General features: G+C 61.6%; 19 protein-coding genes. 10 read left to right on the forward strand and 9 right to left on the reverse strand.

Features of this window, described 5'->3' with window-relative positions; all coding sequences use genetic code 11:
• Nucleotides 1-95: 95 nt before the first annotated feature.
• Together LPB73_RS01370 and LPB73_RS01375 are read right to left on the reverse strand one after the other, a co-directional pair.
• Nucleotides 96-743, reverse strand: coding sequence for an alpha/beta hydrolase (locus LPB73_RS01370; protein ID WP_231079349.1), 648 nt, complete (start codon nucleotides 741-743; stop codon nucleotides 96-98).
• Complete coding sequence (locus tag LPB73_RS01375) at nucleotides 740-1,681, reverse strand: ring-cleaving dioxygenase (protein ID WP_231079350.1); 942 nt, start codon at nucleotides 1,679-1,681, stop codon at nucleotides 740-742. Before LPB73_RS01375 ends, LPB73_RS01370 begins: the two co-directional genes overlap by 4 nt.
• Nucleotides 1,682-1,810: 129 nt before the next feature.
• Between LPB73_RS01375 and LPB73_RS01380 the strand changes: the two genes are divergently transcribed.
• The gene (locus LPB73_RS01380; protein WP_231079351.1) at nucleotides 1,811-2,722 is read left to right on the forward strand and encodes a LysR family transcriptional regulator; all 912 of its coding nucleotides are present in this window, start codon (nucleotides 1,811-1,813) and stop codon (nucleotides 2,720-2,722) included.
• Here LPB73_RS01380 and LPB73_RS01385 read toward each other — a convergent pair.
• The 4 genes from LPB73_RS01385 to LPB73_RS01400 form a co-directional block, all read right to left on the reverse strand.
• On the reverse strand, nucleotides 2,719-4,797 hold the full coding sequence (locus LPB73_RS01385; protein WP_231079352.1) for an ATP-dependent helicase: 2,079 nt from the start codon (nucleotides 4,795-4,797) through the stop codon (nucleotides 2,719-2,721). The genes LPB73_RS01380 and LPB73_RS01385 overlap by 4 nt on opposite strands.
• Nucleotides 4,798-4,887: 90 nt before the next feature.
• The gene (locus LPB73_RS01390; protein WP_231079353.1) at nucleotides 4,888-6,849 is read right to left on the reverse strand and encodes a methyl-accepting chemotaxis protein; all 1,962 of its coding nucleotides are present in this window, start codon (nucleotides 6,847-6,849) and stop codon (nucleotides 4,888-4,890) included.
• A gap of 194 nt (nucleotides 6,850-7,043) precedes the next feature.
• Nucleotides 7,044-7,448, reverse strand: coding sequence for a response regulator (locus LPB73_RS01395; RefSeq protein WP_120287071.1), 405 nt, complete (start codon nucleotides 7,446-7,448; stop codon nucleotides 7,044-7,046).
• A gap of 64 nt (nucleotides 7,449-7,512) precedes the next feature.
• Nucleotides 7,513-8,208 (reverse strand): Crp/Fnr family transcriptional regulator, encoded by a 696-nt coding sequence (locus tag LPB73_RS01400; RefSeq protein WP_120287070.1) that lies wholly within the window; start codon nucleotides 8,206-8,208, stop codon nucleotides 7,513-7,515.
• A 225-nt stretch (nucleotides 8,209-8,433) separates the two neighbouring features.
• Between LPB73_RS01400 and LPB73_RS01405 the strand changes: the two genes are divergently transcribed.
• Nucleotides 8,434-9,222, forward strand: coding sequence for an ABC transporter ATP-binding protein (locus tag LPB73_RS01405; RefSeq protein WP_414716894.1), 789 nt, complete (start codon nucleotides 8,434-8,436; stop codon nucleotides 9,220-9,222).
• Nucleotides 9,219-10,742: a permease gene (locus LPB73_RS01410; protein WP_184511933.1), complete on the forward strand. Its 1,524-nt coding sequence runs from the start codon at nucleotides 9,219-9,221 to the stop codon at nucleotides 10,740-10,742. The genes LPB73_RS01405 and LPB73_RS01410 overlap by 4 nt, the downstream gene beginning before the upstream one ends.
• 62 nt (nucleotides 10,743-10,804) lie before the next feature.
• Here the strand turns inward: LPB73_RS01410 and LPB73_RS01415 are convergent, their stop codons facing one another.
• Together LPB73_RS01415 and glgX are read right to left on the reverse strand one after the other, a co-directional pair.
• Nucleotides 10,805-11,653 (reverse strand): transglutaminase-like domain-containing protein, encoded by an 849-nt coding sequence (locus tag LPB73_RS01415; RefSeq protein WP_231079354.1) that lies wholly within the window; start codon nucleotides 11,651-11,653, stop codon nucleotides 10,805-10,807.
• A gap of 143 nt (nucleotides 11,654-11,796) precedes the next feature.
• Nucleotides 11,797-13,902: a glycogen debranching protein GlgX gene (glgX, locus tag LPB73_RS01420; protein WP_231079355.1), complete on the reverse strand. Its 2,106-nt coding sequence runs from the start codon at nucleotides 13,900-13,902 to the stop codon at nucleotides 11,797-11,799.
• 127 nt (nucleotides 13,903-14,029) lie between these two features.
• On the opposite strand from glgX, the gene rocF reads away from it, so the two are divergent.
• The 3 genes from rocF to LPB73_RS01435 all read left to right on the forward strand — a co-directional run bounded on the left by rocF (nucleotide 14,030) and on the right by LPB73_RS01435 (nucleotide 17,076).
• Nucleotides 14,030-14,998 (forward strand): arginase, encoded by a 969-nt coding sequence (gene rocF, locus LPB73_RS01425; RefSeq protein WP_184511930.1) that lies wholly within the window; start codon nucleotides 14,030-14,032, stop codon nucleotides 14,996-14,998.
• A gap of 131 nt (nucleotides 14,999-15,129) precedes the next feature.
• Nucleotides 15,130-15,402 (forward strand): hypothetical protein, encoded by a 273-nt coding sequence (locus LPB73_RS01430; protein WP_120287064.1) that lies wholly within the window; start codon nucleotides 15,130-15,132, stop codon nucleotides 15,400-15,402.
• A gap of 87 nt (nucleotides 15,403-15,489) precedes the next feature.
• Nucleotides 15,490-17,076: an alpha-amylase family glycosyl hydrolase gene (locus LPB73_RS01435; RefSeq protein ID WP_231079356.1), complete on the forward strand. Its 1,587-nt coding sequence runs from the start codon at nucleotides 15,490-15,492 to the stop codon at nucleotides 17,074-17,076.
• Between the two features lie 91 nt (nucleotides 17,077-17,167).
• On the opposite strand, the gene LPB73_RS01440 is transcribed toward LPB73_RS01435, so the two are convergent.
• Entirely contained in the window at nucleotides 17,168-18,766 is a 1,599-nt protein-coding gene (locus tag LPB73_RS01440; RefSeq protein ID WP_231079357.1) for an ABC transporter substrate-binding protein, read from the reverse strand.
• A 234-nt stretch (nucleotides 18,767-19,000) separates the two neighbouring features.
• Between LPB73_RS01440 and LPB73_RS01445 the strand changes: the two genes are divergently transcribed.
• The 4 genes from LPB73_RS01445 (at nucleotide 19,001) to LPB73_RS01460 (ending at nucleotide 23,770) form a co-directional block, all read left to right on the forward strand.
• Nucleotides 19,001-20,668 (forward strand): ABC transporter substrate-binding protein, encoded by a 1,668-nt coding sequence (locus LPB73_RS01445; RefSeq protein ID WP_231079358.1) that lies wholly within the window; start codon nucleotides 19,001-19,003, stop codon nucleotides 20,666-20,668.
• A gap of 175 nt (nucleotides 20,669-20,843) precedes the next feature.
• Nucleotides 20,844-21,797, forward strand: coding sequence for an ABC transporter permease (locus LPB73_RS01450; RefSeq protein ID WP_089265970.1), 954 nt, complete (start codon nucleotides 20,844-20,846; stop codon nucleotides 21,795-21,797).
• 28 nt (nucleotides 21,798-21,825) lie between these two features.
• Complete coding sequence (locus LPB73_RS01455) at nucleotides 21,826-22,704, forward strand: ABC transporter permease (RefSeq protein ID WP_170849596.1); 879 nt, start codon at nucleotides 21,826-21,828, stop codon at nucleotides 22,702-22,704.
• Between the two features lie 4 nt (nucleotides 22,705-22,708).
• Nucleotides 22,709-23,770: an ABC transporter ATP-binding protein gene (locus LPB73_RS01460; RefSeq protein WP_231079359.1), complete on the forward strand. Its 1,062-nt coding sequence runs from the start codon at nucleotides 22,709-22,711 to the stop codon at nucleotides 23,768-23,770.

Genomic DNA, 23,770 nt, shown 5'->3' on the forward strand with positions numbered 1-23,770 from the left:
CTTGTCCCGGCCACCCACGCCTTGTTGTGCGTGAACGAAGACGTGGATGCCCGGGACAAGCCCGGGCATGACGGGGTGTATGGGGCGATGAAAAGTTAAACGGCCACACTCGTTGGCTGTCTCGCCACCTCAACATTCCCCAACCATTCCTTCGCAATCGTCAGATCCGCCTGCGAGAGCTGATGCCCGACGGGCAACGTGCGATGCTGCACATCGGCCCCCGCCTTTGTCAGCATCACAGCCAGCCGTTGCGAATTGCTCGGCGGGATGATCGGGTCGGATTGGCCCGACACGATCAGTACCGGCTTGGCTGCAAGATCTGCCATCGGCGCGTCACGTAGCGGCACCATCGCCCGCAACAATATGCCGCCGGCCAGCGCCTCGGGGCGCAACAGCATCATTGCCGCGGCGATATTGGCGCCGTTGGAATAGCCGAGCGCGATCGGTGCTTTGAGCCCGTAGCGCTTGCGGGCTTCGACTATGAAGTCCGCGAGTTCGTTGGCGCGACTGACCACGTCGTCCTCGTCGAACACGCCTTCGGCGAGCCGGCGGAAGAAGCGCGGCATGCCGTGCTCCAGCACCTGGCCGCGCGGCGACAGCAATGCTGCGCCGGGCGCAATCGCCTCGCCGAGTGGCAGCAGGTCGCTTTCGTCACCGCCGGTGCCATGCAGCAGCAGGAGCGGCGTTGCTTCGCGCCGGTTGCCCAGCACGAAGCGATGGATGTGGGACAGGTCGTTACTCATGACGTCACCTTTTCCGTGTCGAGCACCGGCAATACGCGCTCGATCTCGCCGCGATGCTTTTCGAGAAAAGCGGGCAGTTTCAGATGCTCGCCGAGGGATTCGACGGGCTCGTCCACGGCAAAGCCGGGGATGTCTGTGGCGATCTCGAACAACACGCCGCCGGGTTCGCGGAAATAGACCGAACGGAAGTAGTTGCGATCCTTCTGCTCCGTCGGCTGCTGGCCGTGGGTCTTCACCAGCTTGTTGGCCATCACCTGCTGATCGGCATCATCGACGGCGCGGAAGGCGATGTGATGCACCGAGCCACGGCCCTGACGACCCGGCAGGAAACCACCGGCCTCATAGATATCGACGATACCGCCTTCGACACTGTCGGCACTCAGCCGGATGATCGAACCTTCGCGCGCCGTTTCCTTGAAGCCGAACACGTCGGTGAGGATCGCGCTGGTCTTCTCGGCCTTCTCCAGCAGCAGCGTCACGCCATGGAAGCCGCGGATCGCGTGCTCCGCCGGAACGTCGCCATTGCTCCAGCCGGGCTCGTTCTCCGCGCCGGCAACGCCGACCAGAGCGAGGCTCATGCCGTCCGGATCGGTGAAGGGCAGCACGGCTTCGCCGAAGCGCTTTTCGAGCGCCTCATGGGCAATGCCCTTCTCGATGAAGCGATGCGTCCAGTAGCCGAGCGAGCGGGCAGGGACCCGGAACGAAGTCTGCTGGGTCTGGCCCACGCCGCCACGGCCGGGGGCCGCATGCTCCCACGGGAAGAAGGTCAGGATGGTGCCCGGCTTGCCGGTCTCATCGCCGTAGTAGAAGTGGTAGGTGCCCGGATCGTCGAAATTGACGGTCTTCTTGACGAAGCGCATGCCCAGCGCGCGGGTGTAAAAATCGAAATTCCGCAAGGCGTTACCGGCGATTGCGGTGACATGGTGGATGCCTGACATGGTCTGTCTCCTGGTTGGGAAGGCGTCTCGTCTTCCGTTGCCGGGATAATTGGGTCATCCCCGTTCAAAGACAATCTGGCCATTTGTGACATGACTGTCTATGAATTGGAGACAGTCAGGAATGCCCCCATGGATAAGCTCAACAGCCTGCGCGCCTTCGTCAAAGTCGTCGAACTCGGCAGCTTCTCCGAAGCAGGGCGGCAGCTGCGGCTGTCGCGCTCGGCGATCTCGAAATATGTCGGCGAGCTCGAACAGGACCTCGGCGTCCAGCTTCTCAATCGGACCACGCGCCATGCCAGCGCGACCGAGAACGGCCAGGCCTATTTCGAACGGGCGCTAAGTATCCTTGCCGATCTCGATGCCGCCGATCAGGCGGTGGCGCAGGCGCAATCGACGCCGCGCGGATTGCTGCGCGTCAATGCGCCGATGTCATTCGGCACGCTGCAGCTCGGGCCTGCCATTGCCGACTTCATGGCGCAGTGCCCAGAGTTGCAGATTCAACTCGTGCTGTCGGACGATCAGGTCGACCCGATGCAGGGCGGTTTCGACGTGACGCTTCGCATCGCCGACCTGGAGTCTTCAAGTCTCATCGCGCGAAAAATCGTCGCCATCGATCGCGCGGTTTGCGCGTCGCCGAACTATCTCAAGCAACATGGCACACCGAAGCTGCCGGAGGATCTGCGCAGCCACGCGCTGCTCACCTATGGCTTCCTACTCACGGGCAATCAGTGGAAGCTGACCGGCAGGGAGGGCAACGATCACTGGATCCAGCCGAGCTGGACGCTCTGCGTCAACAATGCTGAAGTACTGCGCGATGCCGCGATCAAGGGCAGGGGCGTCGCGCTGCTGCCGACCTTCATTGCCGGCGACGCGTTGCGTGCGGGGACGTTGCGCAGTGTACTCTCCGCCTACAAGGCGCCGCCGCTGACGCTCTATGCGATCTATCCGCCGACGCGGCACCTCGCCGTGAAGGTGCGCCTGTTCATCGATTTCCTGGTGGCGCGCTTCAGCGGCGTGCCGGAGTGGGATGAGAAGCTCTAGCGCCAGATCGCACGCATGCGGGAATTGATATCCATGCGCACACCCTGCGCTGCCCCGCGGGCGGAATCGGCGGCGGCGACCTGCGGCCAAGTCGTGCGTTCGAACAGGCCGAGCAGCGCTTCGGGAATGAAGCGGGTGCGCGACGCATAGACGTGTCGGTCACCTTGTGCGTGCTGGCCGTGGGTGAAGAAACGCTGCGGTACCATCAGATGCAGATCGTCCTTGGCGCGCGTCATCGCCACATAAAGCAGCCGGCGCTCTTCCTCGATCTCCGCTGATGTCCCGGTGCCCAAATCCGACGGCATGCAGCCATCGACCACATTCAGCACATAGACAGACTTCCATTCCTGCCCTTTGGCGGAATGGATGGTCGAGAGGATCAGATAGTCCTCGTCGAGCAGCGGCACGCCGGGCTGATCGCTGGTCGCGTCCGGCGGATCGAGCGTGAGTTCGGTGAGAAAACGTTCGCGCGACGGATAGCCTGACGCGATCGCTTCGAGCTGGATCAGATCGGCGCGGCGCGTCAGCGAATCCTCGTGAATGCGATCGAGATGCGGCTCATACCAGCGCCGCGCCAGTTCCAGTTCGGCGGGCCAACCCGCACGGCGTGACTTGATCTCGCTGATGACCTCGACAAAGCCGCGCCAGTCGGCTGCTGCGCGGGGCGGGGCCGGCGCGTGAGCGAGGGCGTCGATCGGATCGGGTGCCGCGATCATGTGATCCAGCGCGCGCTGTGCGGAAGCTGGTCCCACACCGGGTAGCAATTGCATCAGCCGGAAACCGGCAACGCGGTCGCGCGGGTTCTCCACGAAACGCAGCAGCGCCAGCATGTCTTTGACATGCGCGGCGTCGAGAAATTTCAGGCCGCCAAATTTGACGAATGGAATGTTCCGCCGCGTCAGCTCCACTTCGAGTGATCCGCTGTGCGACGACGTCCGGAACAGCACGGCCTGTTCCTTCAGCTTCATGCCGCCTTCGCGATTGTCGAGCACACGCGCAACGATGGCGCGGGCCTGATCGGTCTCGTCCCGGATGGTGACGAGTTGCGGCTTGGCGGAGGAGACGCGATCGGTCCAGAGATTCTTCGTATAGCGTTCACGCGCGAGATCAATCACGCCATTGGCCGCCGCCAGGATCGGTTGCGTCGAGCGATAGTTGCGGTCGAGCGTGATGATGTCAGCCGGCGGGCTGAACTGCCCGGGGAAATCCAGAATGTTGCGTACGGTGGCGGCGCGAAACGAATAGATCGACTGCGCGTCATCGCCGACAACGGTGAGGCCGGCCCCGTTGGGCTTCAGCGCCAGCAGGATCGCCGATTGCAGGCGATTGGTGTCCTGATATTCGTCCACGAGCACGTGATCGAAGCGACCGCCGATATCGCTAGCCAGTAGCGGTTCGCTCGCCATTTGCGCCCAGTACAGAAGGAGGTCGTCGTAATCGAGCACGTTCTGCTTCTGCTTGGCTTCGACATAGCCGGCGAACAGCTCGCGCAGCTCGGCTGACCACGCCGCGCACCACGGATAGGATGCGCCGAGCACCTGATCGAGCTCGGTCTCGGAATTGACGCAGCGGGAATAGATCGCGAGGCATGTGCCTTTTGTCGGGAAGCGCGTCTCGGTTTTGGAGAAGCCGAGTTCGTGCCGGACCAAATTCATCAGGTCGGCGGAATCCTCGCGGTCGTGAATGGTGAAACCGGGATCGAGTCCGATTTGTTCGGCATAGTCCCGCAGCAGCCGCGCGCCGATGCCATGGAATGTGCCAGCCCAGGCCAGCGCATCGGTCATGACGCCGGCATTGTCGCCCATCACTTGGCGCGCGATGCGCTCGACGCGGCGGCTCATCTCGCTGGCCGCGCGCCGTGAGAAGGTCATCAGCAGGATGCGGCGCGGATCGGCGCCGTTGACGAGCAGATGCGCGACGCGGTGGGCGAGGGTGTTGGTCTTGCCGGAACCGGCACCGGCGATGACCAACAGCGGAGCAGACGTGACGCTGTTCCCATGCGGGAACACGCCATGCTCGACGGCACGGCGTTGTTCTGGATTGAGGGCGTCGAGATAAGAGGCTTGAGCGAGCAAGGCATGTATCCGAGGTGACGAATCACGCTCGCTGATTCCCGCTTTGTTCGCAATGGAAGAGCGGCGTGCCGAAGCGCGCCGCTGGAAGAATTACGCCGCCCGCACTTCGCGGAGGAACACATCGACCTGCGTCCGCAGATCTTCGCCGTTGCGTGACAGGTCCGCGGCCGACTCCACCACGCGCGACGCGGCGAGGCCGGTCTCGCGGGCGGCGTCATTGACGCCGGCAATGTTTTGCGAGACCTCGCCGGTGCCGCGGGCGGCTTCGGCGACGTTGCGGGCGATTTCGAGCGTGGCTGCGCCCTGTTCCTCGACGGCGGCGGCGATGGCGCTTGCGATCTCGCTGACGCGGCCGATGGTCGAGGTGATGCTTTGGATCGAACCCACCGAGAGCTTCGTGGCACTCTGAATCGCGCCGACCTGTGCCGAGATTTCGTCCGTTGCCTTCGACGTCTGGGTGGCCAGTGCCTTCACTTCGGAAGCGACGACGGCGAAGCCGCGGCCGGCTTCACCTGCGCGGGCCGCTTCGATGGTGGCATTGAGTGCGAGCAGGTTGGTCTGCGCAGCGATCTCGCTAATCAGCTTGACGACGTCACCGATCTTCTGCGCGGCCTCCGCAAGGCTCTGCACTTCGCTATTGGTGACGTTGGCCTGCGATACCGCATCGCCGGCGACGCGGGCAGATTCGTTGACCTGCTGTGCGATTTCGCTGATCGAGGCGTTGAGCTCCTCGATAGCAGCGGCGACCGCCTGTGCGCTCTGCGTGGCCTCTTCGGACGCTGCCGCGACGGCTGCGGTCTGCCGGGTCGATTCCTCGGCGGTGGCCGCCATCGATTGCGCGGTTGTGCGGAGTTCGCCGGCAGCCGAACCAACGGCGGTGACTACGGTACCAACGCTGCCCTCGAAGCGCGAGGCGAGAGCACTCATGGTGTCGCGGCGATCAAGCTGGGCGCGCTCGCGCTGCTGTTCCTGGGCGGCGCGCAACTGCTCGGTTTCGATCAGCCCGGTCTTGAAGATTTCGACGGCGCCGGCCATCGAGCCGATCTCGTCCTTGCGGCCTGCACCCGGCACCGCGATCGTGTGATTACCGCCCGCAATGGTCCGCATCGCAGTTTCGAGTGCGCGGATCGGCTTCGCCATCGAGCGGCCCATGAAGGTTGCGATGGCACCGGCGAGCAGCAGCACGCAAGCAGAAATGATGGCCAGCCAATTCAGCGAGGATCGCATCAGGCTGTGATATCCGCTGGTATCACGGGTGATTTCGAAGACGGCGATGTTGTCGCCCGAAAAGCTCTTGATTGCGCCGAAGGTCGTGGCAACGGGCTTGTTGTCGAGTTCGCCATATTGGGTCACAACTTCGCCGGCAAGCGCGCGACGCAGCATATCGACACCCGGAGCAGCCGACTTCAGGGTGGACGCCAGCGTCTTGCCGGCCTGGCCGTCGATCTGGTGAATGCCGACATCGACACCGAAACGCGACTTCATGGTGTCGACGAAAGTCTTGCCGAACGGAGCGCCGACATCGATCGTGCCGAGAATGGTATCACCATCCATCGCCGGTGCTACGCCAAAGACGTTGAGCGCATCACGGCCGGGCTCGATGCCGCCGACCGACTTCTTGCTGGTCATCGCCTGCACCACCATCTTGCGGCGCTCGGAAACGTTGTCTCCGAAGGTGCCGGGATTGTGGATGCGGGCGAAGCTGATGGCCGGCGGTGTTTGAATGGTGATCAGTTCGAGGCCGCGCGGCTTGATACGCTGATGGGCCTCCTTCAGATTCGCGAGCGCACTGGCACGATCGTTCGCCTTGATGGCGTCCTTGATCGGCTGTGATGACGCGATCGACTCGGCAACTGCGAGCAGCGTGCGCGTTTCGGCATTCAGCGCTGCCGTGAGATTGGCGTAGTCATCATGCGCTTCGCGACTAAGGGCTGTGTCGATGATCGCCTGTTGCTGCCACATGCTGAAGGCTGCGAGCGCGCCGCACGATCCGGCAGCGACGAGCGTGATGGCGACAATCATACGTGCTGAAATAGAATTGAGTGCTTGCATCGACATGCCCCTTGGACCGCGACAAGCAATTTTGCTGCGGCACTGAAATTCCACGTGAAAATAGGGAAGCCGAGTGAAGGAGCCCTTAATTACCTCTGATGTGTAGGTATCCTGGTATCATGATTCCATTATGCCGCAGCAGATTTTGGCTTCGGGCGATGCCAGCATCAGTCGTGATCGAATGTGCGACGATACTAGTGGAGCCGAGACGAGCCATTCCCCGGCGCAAGGCAGCGGTCCACGTGCGAGAGAAGAACCGCCGATTTGAGGGGCTTCTGGAGGCGACAGACGGCGCCGAGCTCGGTGGACATCGCGAGAAAATCGGGCGCGAACGCGCCTGCCGGTGAGGCCGCGTGACCTGACATGACGATGATCGGGATCTCCGGGCGGCACCGATGCGCCAGCTTCATCGTCTCCAGCCCGTTCATCCCGGGCATGAAGATATCGATGATGAGCAGATCGAAATCGGCGTTGCGGAGAATGTGGCGCGCGCGCGGGCCATCACTCGCGCAGGTGACGCGGTGGCCTTCGCGCTCAAGCATCAATTTGGTGAAGATCTGAACGACCTTGTCATCGTCGACGATCAGGATGCTTGCCATCTGCCGGTCCCCCGGATGCCGTCGCGCCAGTGCGGAGCATGGTTGTCTGGTTACGCACGCATCGCTACATGCCACGTTGCAAATGTGGCTTCTCGTTAAACGCCGCATCGAGCAGCGATCTGTGGACCTGAATATGTCCGTCATAGCTGACGAAGCCGAGCTTGCGAAACTTGTTCATGAAGAAGCTGACGCGCGAACGCGTAGTGCCGATCATCTCCGCCAGCATTTCCTGACTGATGTCGATATCGATGGGATGGCTGGCGCCTCCCTCGCCATAGTGAGCGAGGATCAGCAACAGGCGCGCGAGGCGCTTCTCGCTTGAATTGAACAACTGATCGATCAGATCTTCTTCGATGCGGTTGTTGCGCGACAGAAGATAGGCGACGAAGAATTCTGCGAAAGCGGGCTCGTCGCGCAGATGGGCGAGCATCACCGACTTGTTGATGGTGACGATGGTGCAGTCTTCCATCGCCGTCGTTGTGACGGTGCGCAGCGGATGACCATTCAGGCAACCCTCACCCAGGAACTGTCCGGGTTCGAGCAGGCCGACGACGGCTTCCTTGCCTTGTTCGGACAGGACCGTGAGCTTGATACGTCCGCTCAGGATGTAGCAAACAGAATCTGCCGTCTCACCCTGACAAAAGATGTTCTGGTTTTTCTTGTAGTCGGTCGTAACCCTTCCGATGCCGGGACAGGTCAGAAAATACGGCGCATCGAACTCGGCTACAGCAGGAACCTTCAAGGCAGCTAGCCGTGTCATCGCGAATCTCCGGAGATCGATCTTTGCAGGTCAGCGTAAATCTATTCAGGGTTGTATTGTTCCCGCCAGATCTAGTTAAATTGCCGGCATAAGAGATCAAAACGCACATGCGTGAGTGGGAGGATTGATGGGGTCATCAATCCCGATGTGCATATAGATACCACCAGGCGCGTGAGGCGGCGTAGTTACGTCATCGGATTCACTGCCTTGAAACAACTTCCCTCCATGTTGCTACGCAACTTAACGCGCAGATCGTCTGTCATGTCCGCAACACACGCTGCCCTCGAATTGCGAGGGTTAACGAAACGTTTCGATCGGCCAGCTGTCGACGGACTCGATCTCACGGTTCGTGCTGGCGAGTTCTATGCGCTGCTGGGTGCCAACGGAGCCGGCAAGACGACGACATTGCGCATGGTCGCGGGATTGCTGCGTCCCGATGCCGGATCGGTGTCGATACTTGGTATCGACGCGCTCGCCGATCCCGTTGCAGCGAAACAGATCATGGCCTGGGTCTCCGACGAGCCGATGATCTATGACAAGCTGACGCCGCTCGAATATCTCGAATTCGTTGCCGGTCTATGGGGCTGCGATGCTGAAACGGCCGAGCGCACGTCGCATGAATTGTTGGCATCGCTAGGTCTTGGTCCACATCTACATGAGCGATGCGAAGGCTTCTCCAAGGGGATGCGCCAGAAGGTAGCGCTGGCCGGCGCGCTGGTGCATGAGCCCCGGCTGATCATTCTCGACGAACCTTTGACCGGGCTCGATGCCGTGTCGGCGCGTCATGTTAAAGGCCTGCTGCAGGATCGCGTGCGCTCCGGCTGCACGGTGATCATGACCACGCATATTCTCGAAGTCGCCGAACGCATGGCCGACCGGATCGGTGTGATCGCCGCAGGCAGGCTGATCGCCGAAGGTACGCTTGCCGAATTGCGTCAGCAGAACGGACAGGGCGACACCAGCCTCGAAGACATGTTCGTGGCCCTGGTGGACGGCGCGCCGGTCGCCGCATGACACCATCCGCCAGCGTGATGTGGTTTGCCGGCCATGAAGTCCGGCTGGCATGGCGAGAGATGCTGGGCATGCTCACGGCGGGCCGTCGCTGGCGTCCGCGCAGCGTTTCGCTTCTGCTGATTGTCTTCGTGATCTTCCTGCATTTGCCGGCTTATGCGGTGGTCGGCCGTTTCGCAGATGTGCAGACGCCGCTCGATCAATCGACGGCGATTGTCATCACCGCCAGTATCTTCCTCGCCTGGGCGCTCGTTTTGTCGCAGGCGATTGAGTCCGTCACCCGCGTATTCTACGCGCGCGCTGATCTCGATCTCATCATGTCGTCGCCTGCGCCGCTCACCAACCTGTTCTCCGTCCGTATCGCAGCCATCGCATTGACAGTGACCCTGATGGCGATGTTGCTGGCGACGCCGTTTGTCAACGTACTGGTGATCGGCGGCGGTGCGCGTTGGTTTTCCGCCTATGCCGTCGTCATTGCTATGGGCCTTTCTGCATCGGCGTGCGCCATCGCCATCACGGTCGGACTGTTTCAGCTCTGCGGCCCCGCCAAGACGCGGCTGGTTGCGCAGATCATTTCTGCAGTCACGGGCGCAGGCTTTGTCATCGCATTGCAGGTTGCGGCGATTCTCTCTTACGGCACGCTGTCGCGTTTCGCCGTGCTGACCTCCGATGCCGCAGCTGCCTTTGCGCCTGAAGCAAACAGCATCGTGTGGTGGCCCGCGCGCGCGATGCTTGGCGATATCGCAGCACTGGTGCCGCTGCTGGCGGCCGGGTTGATCCTGCTGGGAAGCGCCATGGCGATCTTCTCGCCGCGATTCAGCAACTACGTGGCCAGTGCCGCACCATTGGCGCAAGTTCGACGCAAGAAAGTCGCAAGACGGTTTCGACCGGGCTCTCGACGTAACGCCTTGCGCCGCAAGGAGTTTATCCTCTTGTGGCGCGATCCGTGGCTGGTCTCGCAAACCCTGATGCAGCTGCTGTATCTGTTGCCACCAGCCCTGATGCTGTGGCGCAGTTTCGGCGATGGCGCGGGTGCCTTCATCGTGCTGGCGCCAGTGATCGTGATGGCCGCGGGTCAGCTCGCCGGCGGCCTGGCCTGGTTGACCATCTCCGGTGAGGACGCCGCGGATCTGGTGACGACCGCACCGCTTCCGGCAAACACGATCATCACGGCCAAGGTCGAAGTCGTGCTGGTGATCATCGCCGTCGTGTTCACGCCGATGGTTGCAGGTCTGGCGCTTGTCTCGCTGCGGCTGGCTGCGGTGACCGCATTGGCAACTGTCGTGGCGGCAGCCTCGGCGACAGCCATCCAGCTCTGGTTCAGGGTGCAGGCCCGGCGCAGCCAGTTCAGGCGACGTCAAACGTCATCGCGCATCGCGACCTTCGCCGAAGCCTTCTCGTCTATCGGCTGGGCTGCGACAGCGGCGCTGGCACTGGTGCTGCCGATTGCCTCGGTAATCTCGGGTGCCATGACGGCGGGCCTCATGGCGCTGACGTGGAAGATCAGTCCGGTCAGGACCTGAAACAACAAAGCCACCCGCGGACACGGATGGCTTTAAAATTAATAACGGTCTCGAGACGACGATCACGCCACCATCGACATCGGCGCGATGGCGGGGGTGGCTTCGCTAAAAACCTCTTCCGTGACCACGGTAAAACGCACCAGCGGCGTCGGGCCGAAATTGGTGGAGATAGCGACGTCAGCAGCGTCGCGACCGCGGGCCATCACGATGCGCCCGATGCGCGGATGATTGTGACGCGCATCGAAGGTGTACCACTTGTTTCCGAGATAGACTTCGAACCAGGCGCTGAAGTCCATCGGCGCGGGATCGATGGGCACGCCGATATCACCGAGATAGCCGGTGCAGTAGCGCGCTGGAATGTTCATGCAGCGGCACAGCGTGACGGCCAGATGAGCAAAGTCACGGCAAACGCCGATGCGTTCCTCATGCCCTTCGAAGGCGGTGCGATCGTTGCGGGCATGGTGATAGCCGAACTCGATGCGCTGATGCGCGTAATCGACAATGGCCTGAACGCGCGCCGCACCGTCTTCGATATGGCCGAACAGCGACCAGGCAAGATCTGACAGCTTCTGCGTGTCGCAATAGCGGCTGCCGAGCAGGAAGACCATGACATCGTCAGGCAGTTCGCCAACCGCCTGCAACGGCCCTGATGGCGGAGCTGCATCCGGCAGTCCGCTATCGGAGATGAGAAAGTCATTCTTGATCTCGATCAGCCCGGGCGGCGCGACGATGCGCGTGCAGGTATTGCCGAACATGTCGAGATAGTCGTGCGCCTGTACGTCATGGGAAAACTGGATGCGGTGCGGGCTCTGCAGATCCTTCGCGCGCGAAGGATGGATGCTAAGCATCAGGATCATAGGCGTTTCCTGCAAACACTGGAAAGCGATGTCGTAGCCCGCGCGAATCTTCACTTTTACGTCTCCACTAGCTCGGCAAATCAGGAATTCATCGTTGCCAGACAAGTGTAGTCACCAAACATCGTTCCGAGGTTCAGTGACAGGAATGTGCAGAAAATGTGGGCAGCGAGGCCGCACCAGCCCCGCTGCGCCATAAGCTACTTCTTCAGGGACAACAGCAGCAGCGAGCGGGCGGTCACCTGATACATGTGGCCGAACGGGAAATCCTCGCCACCCTTCGTATCGGGAATGTTGGTATCCACCAGAAGTTCCCAGGCTTGTCCGCCAAACGCCTCAGGCATCGTGAAATCGACCAGTCCTTCGAAGCCGTTGAGAATCATCAGCATGGTCTGATCCTCCGCCGGCTTGTGAATGCCGGTCTTCTGTGCACGGCCGTCCAGCAGCATGCCGAAGCATTTCATGTTGCCGTCTTGCCAATGTGCGTCTTCCATCGGGCCGCCATTGGCGTTGATCCATGTCACGTCGCGAACATCGAGGTCGGGGTCGTGCTCGCCGGTCAGGAAGCGGCTGCGACGCAGGACCGAGCAGCCGCCGAGCAGTTTGATGAGCCGCTTGGTGAAAGCGAGCAGGTCCTTGCCCTCGGTCGTCAGGCTCCAGTTGAACCAGGAAATCTCGCTGTCCTGGCAATAGGCATTGTTGTTGCCGTTTTGTGTGCGGCCGAATTCGTCGCCGCCGAGCAGCATCGGCGTGCCCTGAGAGAACAGCAGCGTCGCCAGCATATTGCGCTTCTGGCGCTCGCGCAGGGCGATGATGGCCTTGTCGTCGGTCGGGCCCTCAACGCCGCAATTCCATGAGGCGTTGTTGGAGGAGCCGTCCTTGTTGTTCTCGCCATTGGCCTCATTGTGTTTCTCGTTGTAACTCGCCCAGTCGTTCAGCGTGAAGCCATCGTGGGCGGTGACGAAATTAATGCTGGCCCAGGCGCGGCGACCCTGATGGTTGAACATGTCCGCAGACGCGACGAGACGCGGTGCCAGAGCCGAGACCGGCGCTTTGCCGCGCCAGAAGTCACGCGCAGTATCCCGAAACTTGTCGTTCCATTCCGCCCAGCCGGGCGGGAAACCGCCGACCTGATAACCACCGGGGCCGATGTCCCAGGGTTCGGCGATCAACTTCACTGTCGTCAGCAATGGGTCCTGATCGACGGCTTTCAGGAAGCCGCTCTGTTCGGTGAAGCCATAGACTTCGCGCGCCAGGATGGTGCCGAGATCGAAGCGGAAGCCGTCGATATGCATCTCCCGCACCCAGTAGCGCAGGCTGTCCGCCACCATCTGGATGACGCGGGCATTGGACAGGTTCACTGTGTTTCCGGTGCCGGTGTCGTTGATGTAATAGCGTGGCTTGTCCGGAAGCAGCCGATAATAACTGGCATTGTCGATGCCCTTGAAGGACAGGGTCGGGCCAAGCTCGTTGCCTTCGGCGGTGTGATTATAGACGACATCGAGGATGACCTCGAGCCCGCCGGCATGCAGCGCTGACACCATCTCCTTGAACTCGCGCAGCGAGTTCGGCACGTCCGATGCGTAGCGCGGATCGGGCGCAAAGAAGCCGATGGAATTGTAGCCCCAGTAGTTCACCAGCTTCTTGTTCAGCAGATAGTCGTCATTGATGAAAGTATGGATCGGAAGCAGCTCGACCGAGGTGATGCCGAGGCCGCAGAGATAATCCACCACAGGCTTGCTGCCGAAGCCGGCATAGGTGCCGCGCAGCTTCTCGGGCACGTCGGGATGCAGCCTGGTGAAGCCCTTGACGTGGGTCTCGTAGATGATGGTCTGGTCCCATGGCACCGGCTGCCGGCCGGCCTCGCCAGCCCAGTCGAAATCGCGATCGACAATCACGCATTTCGGCATGAAGGGCGCCGAGTCGCGCTCGTCGAAGGTGGTGTCGTCGCCGGTTTCCATCTTGTAGCCGAACACGGCCGGATTCCATTCGAGCTGACCGGCATGGGCACGGGCATAGGGATCGAGCAGCAGCTTATTCGGATTGAAGCGATGGCCCTTTTCCGGCTCATAGGGGCCATGGACGCGGTAGCCATAGAAAGTGCCGGGGCTGACGTCGGGGATGTAGCCGTGAAACACCTCGTCGGTATATTCCGGCAGCTCGATTCGCGTTTCCTTGTCGCCGTCGAACAGGCAGACCTCGACCTTGGTGGCGTTGGCGGAGAAGAGCGCGAAGTTGGTGCCCTTTCCGTCCCAATGCGCGCCAAAGGGATAGGGAAGACCTTCTTCGACTACTCTGTTCGTCACGATTGCCCCACTGTCTGGTGATGAAAATGCGCGGGATAACTGCGTCGCCGCATTTCCGTTGCAATGCAATCAGGTTGTTTCGGAATATATCTTGGCCTGCGAGGGTCGCTAGCCCGGAGTTTTGCTTATGACCGACGTCTCCCGTCACAAACGCATCGCATTGCTGGGCGCGCCAGTCGAAGTCGGGGCCTCGCAGCGCGGGACCTTGATGGGGCCGGCGGCCATGCGGACGGCAGGCCTGGGGCCGCTGCTGGAAGAGCTTGGCTTCGAGGTGGAAGACCACGGTGACCTCATGCCACCGTCTGTGCCTCTGTCGACCGATGCGCCGCCGGAGAATGCCAAGCATTACCGTGTGATCCAGAGCTGGATCCAGGCGCTGAGTGCGCGTGCCTACACGCTTGCCAAATCGGGCGCGCTGCCGATCTTCGTGGGCGGTGATCACAGCCTGTCTATGGGATCGGTCAATGGCGTGGCGCGGCACTGGCACGAGCAGGGGCGCGAATTGTTCGTGCTGTGGCTCGACGCGCATGCCGATTACAATACGCCGCACACGACCATCACCGGCAACATGCACGGCATGTCCGCGGCCTTTCTGTGCGGCGAGCCCGGTCTGGATGGATTACTCGGCGCTGAGCCGCGCGCATCGATCAAGCCCGATAATCTCGATCTGTTCGGCATCCGCTCCATCGATAAGCTCGAGAAAGAGCTAGTCCACACGCGCAAGGTGGCCATCGCAGACATGCGGCAGATTGACGAGTTCGGTGTTGGCGTCCTGATCCGCCGCGTCATCGAGCGGGTCAAGGCGCGCAACGGCGTGTTGCATGTGTCCTTCGATGTGGACTTCCTCGATCCCGCGGCAGCGCCCGGCGTTGGCACCATGGTGCCCGGCGGCGCCACCTATCGCGAGGCGCATCTGATCATGGAGCTGCTGCATGATTCCGGGCTGATGTGCTCGCTGGATGTCGTCGAGCTCAATCCGTTTCTCGACGAGCGCGGGCGTACCGCACGGGTGATGGTCGAGCTGGTCGGCAGCCTGTTCGGGCAGCAGATCACCGATCGGCCGACACCGAGCAACGCAATTATACCGCCCGGCTAGCTCGCGGTCGGCAAAACCTCGATTGGTTCCGGGTCTTTGCGCGCGTTACGCATGATCGTTTTGTTATCGTCTCGGAACTAACCCTGCAGCGCGGGATTGCTCCCTCATGGTTCACACACGAGGAGCACGTCATGATTAAGCATCTTGCCATCATCGCCGTTGCTGCGGCGGGCATTAGCAGCGCAATTCCAGCCAAGGCCCAGGAGTTCGGCGTTGGCGTCGGTCCGGGAGGCGTTACGGTTGGCGCCGTCGGCCGCGACCGCTATCGCGACGACTATGATCGCGGGTACTACCGCGATCGTCGTGACCGCAATGAGACCGTGATCATCAAGCGCAGCCGCGACCGCGATCGTGGCTATTACGATGGCGGCGTCGAACGTCGTACTGTCATCGAACGCTACTAATATTGCACCGAACGAGAGGCGGCCCTTCCTCGGAAGGGCCGTTTTTTCGTGCGTGATGGAAGCCTCAGAACATTGAGTGACAGGACCATGGCAACTGCAGCGACAGTCTGGTGGCAGGCCGGCACCATCTATCAGATCTATCCGCGATCGTTTCAGGACTCCAATGGAGACGGTATCGGCGATCTCGCGGGCATCGTCGGCCGGCTTCCTTATCTGCGGCAGCTCGGCATCGACGCGATCTGGCTGTCACCGATCTTCCCATCTCCGATGGCAGACTTCGGCTATGACATATCAGACTATATCGGCATCGATCCGATCTTCGGTACATCGGCCGATTTCGACGCGCTGGTGGCTGCGGCTCACGGTCATGGTCTGAAGATTATTCTCGATCTGGTGCCGAACCACACCTCGGATCAGCATCCGTGGTTTGTCGAAAGCCGGTCGTCACGCGATAATCCCAAACGCGATTGGTATATCTGGCACGATCCGAAGCCGGACGGCAGCGCGCCGACCAACTGGATGTCCGAATTCGGCGGCAGCTCCTGGCAGTATGACGAGGCCACAGGGCAATATTACTATCACGCCTTTCTCGACAAACAGCCGGACCTGAATTGGCGCAATCCTGCTGTTCGCAACGCCATCTATGAGGTGATGCGGTTCTGGATGCGACGCGGCGTCGACGGCTTCCGCGTCGACGTGATCTGGCATCTCATCAAGGACGAGGAGTTTCGCGACAACCCGACAAATCCGAGTTTCACGGCCGGGCGCCCGCCACACGAGGCTTTCCTGCCGCTCTATTCGACCGATCGGCCGGAGACGCTGGACGTGGTCGTCGAAATGCGCCGCGTCGTCGATGAATTCGACGATCGCGTGCTGATAGGCGAGATTTATCTCCCCTTCGATCGGCTGGTCGCCTATTACGGCAGTGACCTGTCAGGCGCTCATCTGCCGTTCAACTTCGCACTGCTCTCCGCGCCGTGGAATGCTTTCGCCATCGGCGAATTGATCGCGCGCTACGAAGCCGCGCTGCCGCTCGGCGCCTGGCCTAACTGGGTGCTCGGCAATCACGACCGGCCGCGCGTCGCCAGCCGGGTTGGCATGGCTCAGGCGCGCGTCGCCGCGATGTTGTTGCTGACGCTGCGCGGGACGCCGACGCTATATTATGGCGACGAGATCGGTATGAAGCAGGTGCCTATTGCACCGGATCAGGTTCAGGATCCGTTCGAAAAGAACGTGCCTGGGATCGGTCTCGGCCGCGACGGATGCCGCACGCCGATGCAATGGGGTGCCACCGAGCACGCGGGTTTTACGACCGGCGAGCCCTGGCTGCCGCTGGACACGGACTACCACCATCAGAATGCGGCTGCTCTCGCGGCCGATCCCCATTCGATTCTCAGCCTCTATGTGAAGCTGATCGACTTGCGCAAGCACATGCCTGAACTGGTGTTCGGCGGCTATGAGCCTGTGGACGCTGAGGGCGATGTGCTGGCCTATCGGCGCGTCTATGACGCGCAGACGGTTCTGATCGCCCTCAATCTCAGCGGTGAGCCCGCATCATTGCATGTGGGGGGCGGTGAAATCCTGCTGGCGACAGGCCTCGATCGCCATGGTGAGAATGTTTCGGGCGCACTGGAGTTATCAGGCAATGAAGGCGTAATCGTCAGGCTGCGGTAGATATCCGCGTTCCGCGACCACATGCACGGCAAGAAAAAGCGCCGCCGATTGCTCGGCGGCGCTTCCTGATTTCGCAGTGGACCAGAGAGGCTCAGTCCAGACCAATCGTGGTCAGGTCCTGGAACCAGTGCTGGGCCTGCACGAACTTCTTCACCTTCGGCGACAGCGCATGCGGGTTGGTGTCGTGAACGACCCAGACCAGCACGGCGTCGTCGACGATCTGCGCATGGGCTTCGGCCAGCAACTCGTCCTGCTTCTTCGGATCGAAGGTGTTCTTGGCTTCGTCGATCAGCGCATCGACCTTCGGGTTCTTGTAGCCGCCCCAGTTCACGCCGACCGGTGCGATCTGGCCGGAGTGAAAAAAGCGGACGATGGCGTACAAGGGATCCGAGGTGACGTAGGCGATGTTGTTGGACGTGATGCCCTTCATGCTCTCGTCAGCCGCGCCCTTGCGCCACGCGGTGTAGAGCACTTCGAGTTCGACGACCTTGAATTCGACCTCGACGCCGATTTCCTTGAAGCTCTGCTGCAGGAATTCGTTGATCGGCAATGACAGCATTTGGCCGGTGCCGCCATTGGCGATGATGAAGGTCGCCTTCAGCGGCTTCTCCGGGCCGTAGCCGGCTTCCTTCACCAGCTTCTTGGCTTCGGCCAGATCATATTTGATCTTGAAGGTCGGCTTGCCGAACCACGGGCTCGACGGATCGACCTGGCCGATGGCGGGCTTGGCGAGACCGTTCATCAGCGCGACGACGGCATCGCGATCGATGGCGAGGTTCAGCGCCTTGCGCAGGCGGACGTCGGTCCAGGGCGAACCCGGCAGCACGCTGAGGTGATAATTCCAGACATGCGGCGTGACGTTGTCGACGATCTTCATGCCGGCGCCCTTGAGCTGCGGCACAGCGTCGGGAGCAGGGGTCTCGATCAGATCGACCTGACCGGCGAGCAGGGCATTGGTGCGGGTGAGCGCTTCCGGCATCGGGACGAGCACGAGCTTGTCAGCTTTCGGGATACGCTTCTTGTCCCAATAGTCGGAGTTTTTGCTGAGTTCGGCGAGTTCACGCGGCACGAGCTTGGTCAGCTTGAACGGACCGGTGCCCGAGGGCTGCGATGCGAACTTGTCCCAGTCCTTGCCGACCTTCTCGTACTGCGCCGGGCTGGAGACCAGGAACCAGAGCATCTGATAGGGGAAGAAGGAGTCGACGTTCTTGGTGGTGATCTCGACGGTGCCGTCATCGATCTTGGCGTAGCTGGCGACCGAGGGCAGGCGGGTCTTTACCTGCGCGCTCTGGCGCTTGTCGAATTGCGGCGCCTTCTCGTTCAGCACCTTGTCGAGATTCCAGATCACCGCATCGGCGTTGAAGTCGCTGCCGTCGTGAAACTTGACACCCTTGCGCAAGGTGAAGCGCCACTTGGTCTTGTCGGTGTCGTCGACCTTCCATTCGGTCGCGAGGCCGGGAATGAGTTTGCCCGGACGATCTGCAACGTCCATCTCCCACGCGACAAGCGGATCGTAGATCGTATAGCCGGTGAACTGGTAGCCTCCGGCGCCGCGATCGGGCTGGCCTGTGGTCAGCGGCACGTCCGCCATCGAGATGCCATAGCGCACCACCGTTTCGGCTTGCGCCGGCGCGGCTGCACCTATGGCGGCGGCGATGGCCGCAACAAATAACGAGCTTCGAACGCGCATAAACCAGACTCCGTATGGTGGGATATTGTCCGCCAGATACCTGCAATCCTGATGCCAGATTGGGCATATCGAACGGTTGGTGTGTGCTGGTGTGCTGCAGTGCCGCAGTTTGAGTCATTGCGGTGCAAGGTTGCAGGCCTTGGCACAAGCGTTGCATAAGAATTAGCCAGTTTAGAACAAGCCAACACTGGCGAAAGCCAACGTGTCATCCAAAGCCAAGAGGGACTGATTACGATGCGTATCGAAAAGCCGACAAAGAGCCGTCTCGCGACCGCAATCACCTTGCTGACGCTTGCCACGGCCCTGACCTTGCCACAGGTGGCGCGCGCCGAGACGGTGCTGCGCATCGGCATGACCGCTGCCGATATTCCGCGCACGCTTGGCCAGCCCGATCAGGGCTTCGAAGGCAATCGTTTCACCGGCAATACGATGTATGACGGCCTGACCGGCTGGGATTTGTCGTCCGCGACCAAAGCGAGTGTTGTTATCCCGGCGCTCGCCACCGAGTGGGCAGTGGACGACGCCGACAAGAAGAAATGGACCTTCAAACTGCGTCCCGGCGTCACTTTCCACGACGGTTCGGCCTTCAATGCGGACGCCGTGGTCTGGAATGTGGACAAGGTGCTCAAACAAGATGCAGTCCAGTTCGACGCCAGTCAGGTCGGTGTAACCGCCTCGCGCATGCCGACCCTGGTGTCGGCCAAGAAGATAGACGACATGACCGTCGAACTGACCACCAAGGAGCCGGACTCCTTCCTGCCTATCAATCTCACCAACCTCTTTATGGCGAGCCCCACCAAGTGGCAGGCGCTGTTCGACAAGGCCGAAGGCGCCGATGCCAAGGCCAAGTCGCAGGCCGCATGGGCGGCCTTCGCGCGCGAAGCCTCCGGCACCGGCCCGTGGAAGATGTCGAAGTTCACGCCGCGCGAGCGTCTCGAACTGGTGAAGAACGACGCCTACTGGAACAAGGACCGCGTTCCGAAGACCGACAAGATGGTGCTGCTGCCGATGCCGGAAGCCAACGCACGCACCGCTGCGCTGCTGTCCGGTCAGGTCGACTGGGTCGAGGCGCCGGCGCCTGACGCGGTCAAGGAAATCACCGCACGCGGCTTCAAGATCGAGAAGAACGAGCAGCCGCATGTCTGGCCGTGGCAGTTCTCCCGTGCCGAAGGCTCGCCGTGGAACGACATCCGCGTCCGCAAGGCCGCCAATCTCTGCATCGATCGCGAAGGCCTGAAGGACGGTCTGCTTGCCGGGCTGATGGTGCCGGCGACCGGCACATTCGAGCCCGGTCATCCATGGCGCGGCAAGCCGAGTTTCGAGATCAAGTATGATCTGAAGGCAGCACAAGCGTTGATGAAGGAAGCCGGTTACGGTCCCACCAAGAAGCTCGAAGTGAAGACGCAGACCTCGGCGTCCGGCTCCGGCCAGATGCTGCCGCTGCCGATGAACGAATATCTGCAGCAGGCGCTGGCGGAGTGCTACTTCGACGTCAAGCTCGACGTCATCGAATGGAACACGCTGTTCACCAACTGGCGCCGCGGCGTCAAGGATCCCTCGGCGAACGGCTCCAACGCCACCAACGTCACCTATGCGGCGATGGATCCGTTCTTCGCACTGGTTCGCTTCCTGCAGTCGTCGATGGCGCCGCCGGTCTCGAACAATTGGGGCTTCATCAACAATCCGAAGTTCGATGAACTCGTGACCAAGGCACGCACCACCTTCGATGCCACGGCACGTGATGCGGCTCTGGCCGAGCTTCACGCGGCTTCGGTCGATGACGCAGCCTTCCTCTACGTGGCCCATGACGTCGGTCCGCGTGCGCTAAGCCCGAAGATCAAGGGCTTCGTACAGCCGAAGAGCTGGTTCGTCGACTTCTCGCCGGTGTCGATCACGCCGTAAGCAACAAGTGAATATCGGCCGCACATTGTGCAGTCGATATTCGCACGAACCTCTCCACGTCATGGCCGGGCTTGACCCGGCCATCCACGCCTTCTTCGCTGCAAAGACGTGGATGCCCGGGTCAAGCCCGGGCATGACGAACGAGGAGGCAGAGTTACTGAATCGAAGGTGATCAGTGTTCGTCTACATCGCGCGACGCGTCGTCTATGTGATTCCTATCGTCCTCAGCGTGGCGCTGGTGTGTTTCCTGCTGGTGCACATTACGCCCGGCGATCCTCTCGTTGCCATTCTTCCCGCTGACGCATCGCAGGAGCTGGCGCAGCAACTGCGCGTCGCTTATGGCTTCGATCGCCCGCTACCTGTTCAGTTCGGCCTCTGGCTGTGGCGCGCGCTACACGGCGATCTCGGCAGCTCCATCGCCACCGGACGTCCTGTTCTGGCGGAGGTGATGAAAGCCGTTGGCAATACCGTGACGCTGGCCATCGCGGCCGCCGCCATCGGTTTCACGCTCGGTTTGTTTTTCGGGCTGATCGCCGGCTATTTCCGCGATACCTGGATCGACAAGGTCGCGACCTCGATCGCCATCGCCGGCGTCTCCGTGCCGCATTATTGGCTCGGTATGGTGCTGGTCATCATCTTCTCGGTGCAGCTCAACTGGCTGCCTGCGGTCGGCGCAGGTCCGGGCGGTTCGGGTTCATGGGCCTGGGACTGGGAGCACATCAAATATCTCGTGCTGCCGGCGATCACGACCTCGGTCATTCCGATGGGCATCGTGACCCGCACGGTGCGTGCGCTGACCGGCGACATCCTGTCGCAGGATTTCGTCGAAGCATTGCGTGCCAAGGGCCTGCAGGAAACCAAGGTGTTTCGTCACGTTATCAAGAACGCTGCGCCCACGGCGCTGGCCGTGATGGGCCTGCAGCTCGGCTATATGCTCGGCGGTTCGATCCTGATCGAGACCGTGTTCTCGTGGCCCGGTTCGGGGCTTCTTTTAAACTCCGCGATCTTCCAGCGCGACCTGCCGCTGCTGCAGGGCACGATCCTGGTGCTGGCGCTGTTCTTCGTGTTCCTCAATCTTCTGGTCGATATCGCGCAGGCGTCGATCGATCCGCGCATCAAGCGGAGCTGACCATGCTGGATATCCTCTCATGACCGCGATGACGGACACTGCATTGCAGGCGGCGCCTGCCACCAAGGCTCGCGGCTATTGGGCCACGGTGGGCCGCCGCATCGTGCGCGACAAGGTCAGCATGGCCTGCGCGTTCATTCTGCTGCTGATCTTCCTGGCGGCGATCTTTGCGCCCTATCTGCATCTCGCAGATCCCTATCAGGGCTCGATGATTCGCCGTCTGCGTTTCATCGGCACACCCAACTATCCGCTCGGCACCGACGAACTCGGCCGCGACATGCTGGCGCGCCTGATCTATGGCGGGCGACTGTCGCTGCTGATCGGCATCCTGCCGGTGATCCTTGCCTTCTTCATCGGGACGGGGCTTGGCGTTGTGGCCGGCTATGTCGGCGGGAAGCTCAATACCGCAATCATGCGTACCGTCGACGTGTTCTACGCGTTCCCGTCGGTACTGCTGGCCATTGCGATTTCCGGCGCGCTGGGTGCCGGCATCGTCAATTCGATCGTGTCGCTGACCATCGTCTTCGTGCCGCAGATCACGCGTGTCGCTGAAAGCGTCACCACCGGCGTGCGCAACATGGATTATGTGGAAGCCGCGCGTGCCTCCGGCGCGAATGCCTTCACCATCATGCGGGTGCACATGCTCGGTAACGTGCTGGGCTCGATCTTTGTCTACGCCACCGGCCTGATCTCGGTGTCGATGATCCTCGCTGCCGGCCTGTCGTTCCTCGGCCTCGGCACCAAGCCGCCGGAGCCGGAATGGGGTCTGATGCTGAACACGCTGCGCACCGCGATCTACGTCAATCCATGGGTAGCAGCACTCCCCGGCGCGATGATCTTCGCCGTGTCGATCTGTTTCAACCTGCTGAGCGACGGCATGCGCAGTGCCATGGACATCCGGAACTGATGGCATGAGTGATATTGTAGAAGAAATCGACAAGTTGGAGCCGCTGGAGGATATCGGCGGTGTTGCACAGCCGCTGTTACAGGTGGTCAGTCTGACCAAGCACTTCCCCGTGCGCGGCGGATTGTTCGCGCCGAGCAAGACCGTGCGCGCGGTGGACGATGTGTCGTTCGCCATCGCCAAGGGTGAAACCGTTGGTATCGTCGGCGAGTCCGGCTGCGGCAAATCGACGACGGCGCGGTTGCTGATGCATCTGATGCCGCGCAATTCCGGCGATATCATCTATGACGGCCGCACTGTCGGGCGCGAGCTCTCGTTACGCGAGCTGCGCCGCGGCATGCAGATGGTGTTCCAGGACAGCTATGCCTCGCTCAACCCGCGTCTGACCATCGAAGAATCGATCGCCTTCGGACCGAAGGTGCACGGCATGGCCGACAAAGCCGCGCGACTGCTGGCGCGGGAGCTGCTCGGGAAGGTCGGCCTGCGGCCGGAGACCTTCGCCAATCGCTATCCGCATGAAATCTCGGGCGGCCAGCGGCAGCGCGTCAACATCGCGCGTGCGCTGGCGCTGTCGCCGCGTCTCGTCATTCTCGATGAAGCGGTCTCGGCGCTCGATAAATCGGTCGAGGCACAGGTGCTCAACCTGCTGGTCGATCTCAAGCGCGAATTCGGCCTGACCTATCTGTTCATCAGCCACGATCTCAACGTGGTGCGTTACATCTCCGACCGCGTGCTGGTGATGTATCTCGGCGAGGTTGTCGAACTCGGCCCGGTGGATGAGGTCTGGGACAAGCCGGCGCACCCCTACACGCGCGCGCTCCTGGCCGCGATGCCGTCGTCCGATCCCGACAAGCGCACGGAAACGCCGCCGATCACCGGCGACCCGCCGAACCCGATCGATCCACCGTCCGGCTGTCGCTTCCACACACGCTGCCCCTTTGCCGAAGCGATGTGCGGCGAGGCGACGCCGAAGCTGACTGAAATCACTGTGACCGGCCATCAGGCCGCCTGTTACATGGCGATCCCGGGTTCCGGCCACAGCAAAGCACCTGCTGCAGGAGCGCACTGA

The sequence above is a fragment of the Tardiphaga sp. 37S4 genome (assembly GCF_021044645.1).
Classification (GTDB): Bacteria; Pseudomonadota; Alphaproteobacteria; order Rhizobiales; family Xanthobacteraceae; genus Tardiphaga; species Tardiphaga robiniae.

What these genes read in the sequence shown, in the direction of transcription:
- LPB73_RS01460 (WP_231079359.1), top strand. Translation starts at nt 22,709, where the DNA reads ATGAGTGATATTGTAGAAGAAATCGACAAGTTGGAGCCGCTGGAGGAT.
- LPB73_RS01390 (WP_231079353.1), bottom strand. Translation starts at nt 6,849, where the DNA reads ATGCAAGCACTCAATTCTATTTCAGCACGTATGATTGTCGCCATCACG.
- LPB73_RS01445 (WP_231079358.1), top strand. Translation starts at nt 19,001, where the DNA reads ATGCGTATCGAAAAGCCGACAAAGAGCCGTCTCGCGACCGCAATCACC.
- LPB73_RS01395 (WP_120287071.1), bottom strand. Translation starts at nt 7,448, where the DNA reads ATGGCAAGCATCCTGATCGTCGACGATGACAAGGTCGTTCAGATCTTC.
- LPB73_RS01370 (WP_231079349.1), bottom strand. Translation starts at nt 743, where the DNA reads ATGAGTAACGACCTGTCCCACATCCATCGCTTCGTGCTGGGCAACCGG.
- LPB73_RS01435 (WP_231079356.1), top strand. Translation starts at nt 15,490, where the DNA reads ATGGCAACTGCAGCGACAGTCTGGTGGCAGGCCGGCACCATCTATCAG.
- LPB73_RS01410 (WP_184511933.1), top strand. Translation starts at nt 9,219, where the DNA reads ATGACACCATCCGCCAGCGTGATGTGGTTTGCCGGCCATGAAGTCCGG.
- LPB73_RS01440 (WP_231079357.1), bottom strand. Translation starts at nt 18,766, where the DNA reads ATGCGCGTTCGAAGCTCGTTATTTGTTGCGGCCATCGCCGCCGCCATA.
- LPB73_RS01380 (WP_231079351.1), top strand. Translation starts at nt 1,811, where the DNA reads ATGGATAAGCTCAACAGCCTGCGCGCCTTCGTCAAAGTCGTCGAACTC.
- LPB73_RS01455 (WP_170849596.1), top strand. Translation starts at nt 21,826, where the DNA reads ATGACGGACACTGCATTGCAGGCGGCGCCTGCCACCAAGGCTCGCGGC.
- LPB73_RS01405 (WP_414716894.1), top strand. Translation starts at nt 8,434, where the DNA reads ATGTTGCTACGCAACTTAACGCGCAGATCGTCTGTCATGTCCGCAACA.
- LPB73_RS01400 (WP_120287070.1), bottom strand. Translation starts at nt 8,208, where the DNA reads ATGACACGGCTAGCTGCCTTGAAGGTTCCTGCTGTAGCCGAGTTCGAT.
- rocF (WP_184511930.1), top strand. Translation starts at nt 14,030, where the DNA reads ATGACCGACGTCTCCCGTCACAAACGCATCGCATTGCTGGGCGCGCCA.
- LPB73_RS01375 (WP_231079350.1), bottom strand. Translation starts at nt 1,681, where the DNA reads ATGTCAGGCATCCACCATGTCACCGCAATCGCCGGTAACGCCTTGCGG.
- LPB73_RS01430 (WP_120287064.1), top strand. Translation starts at nt 15,130, where the DNA reads ATGATTAAGCATCTTGCCATCATCGCCGTTGCTGCGGCGGGCATTAGC.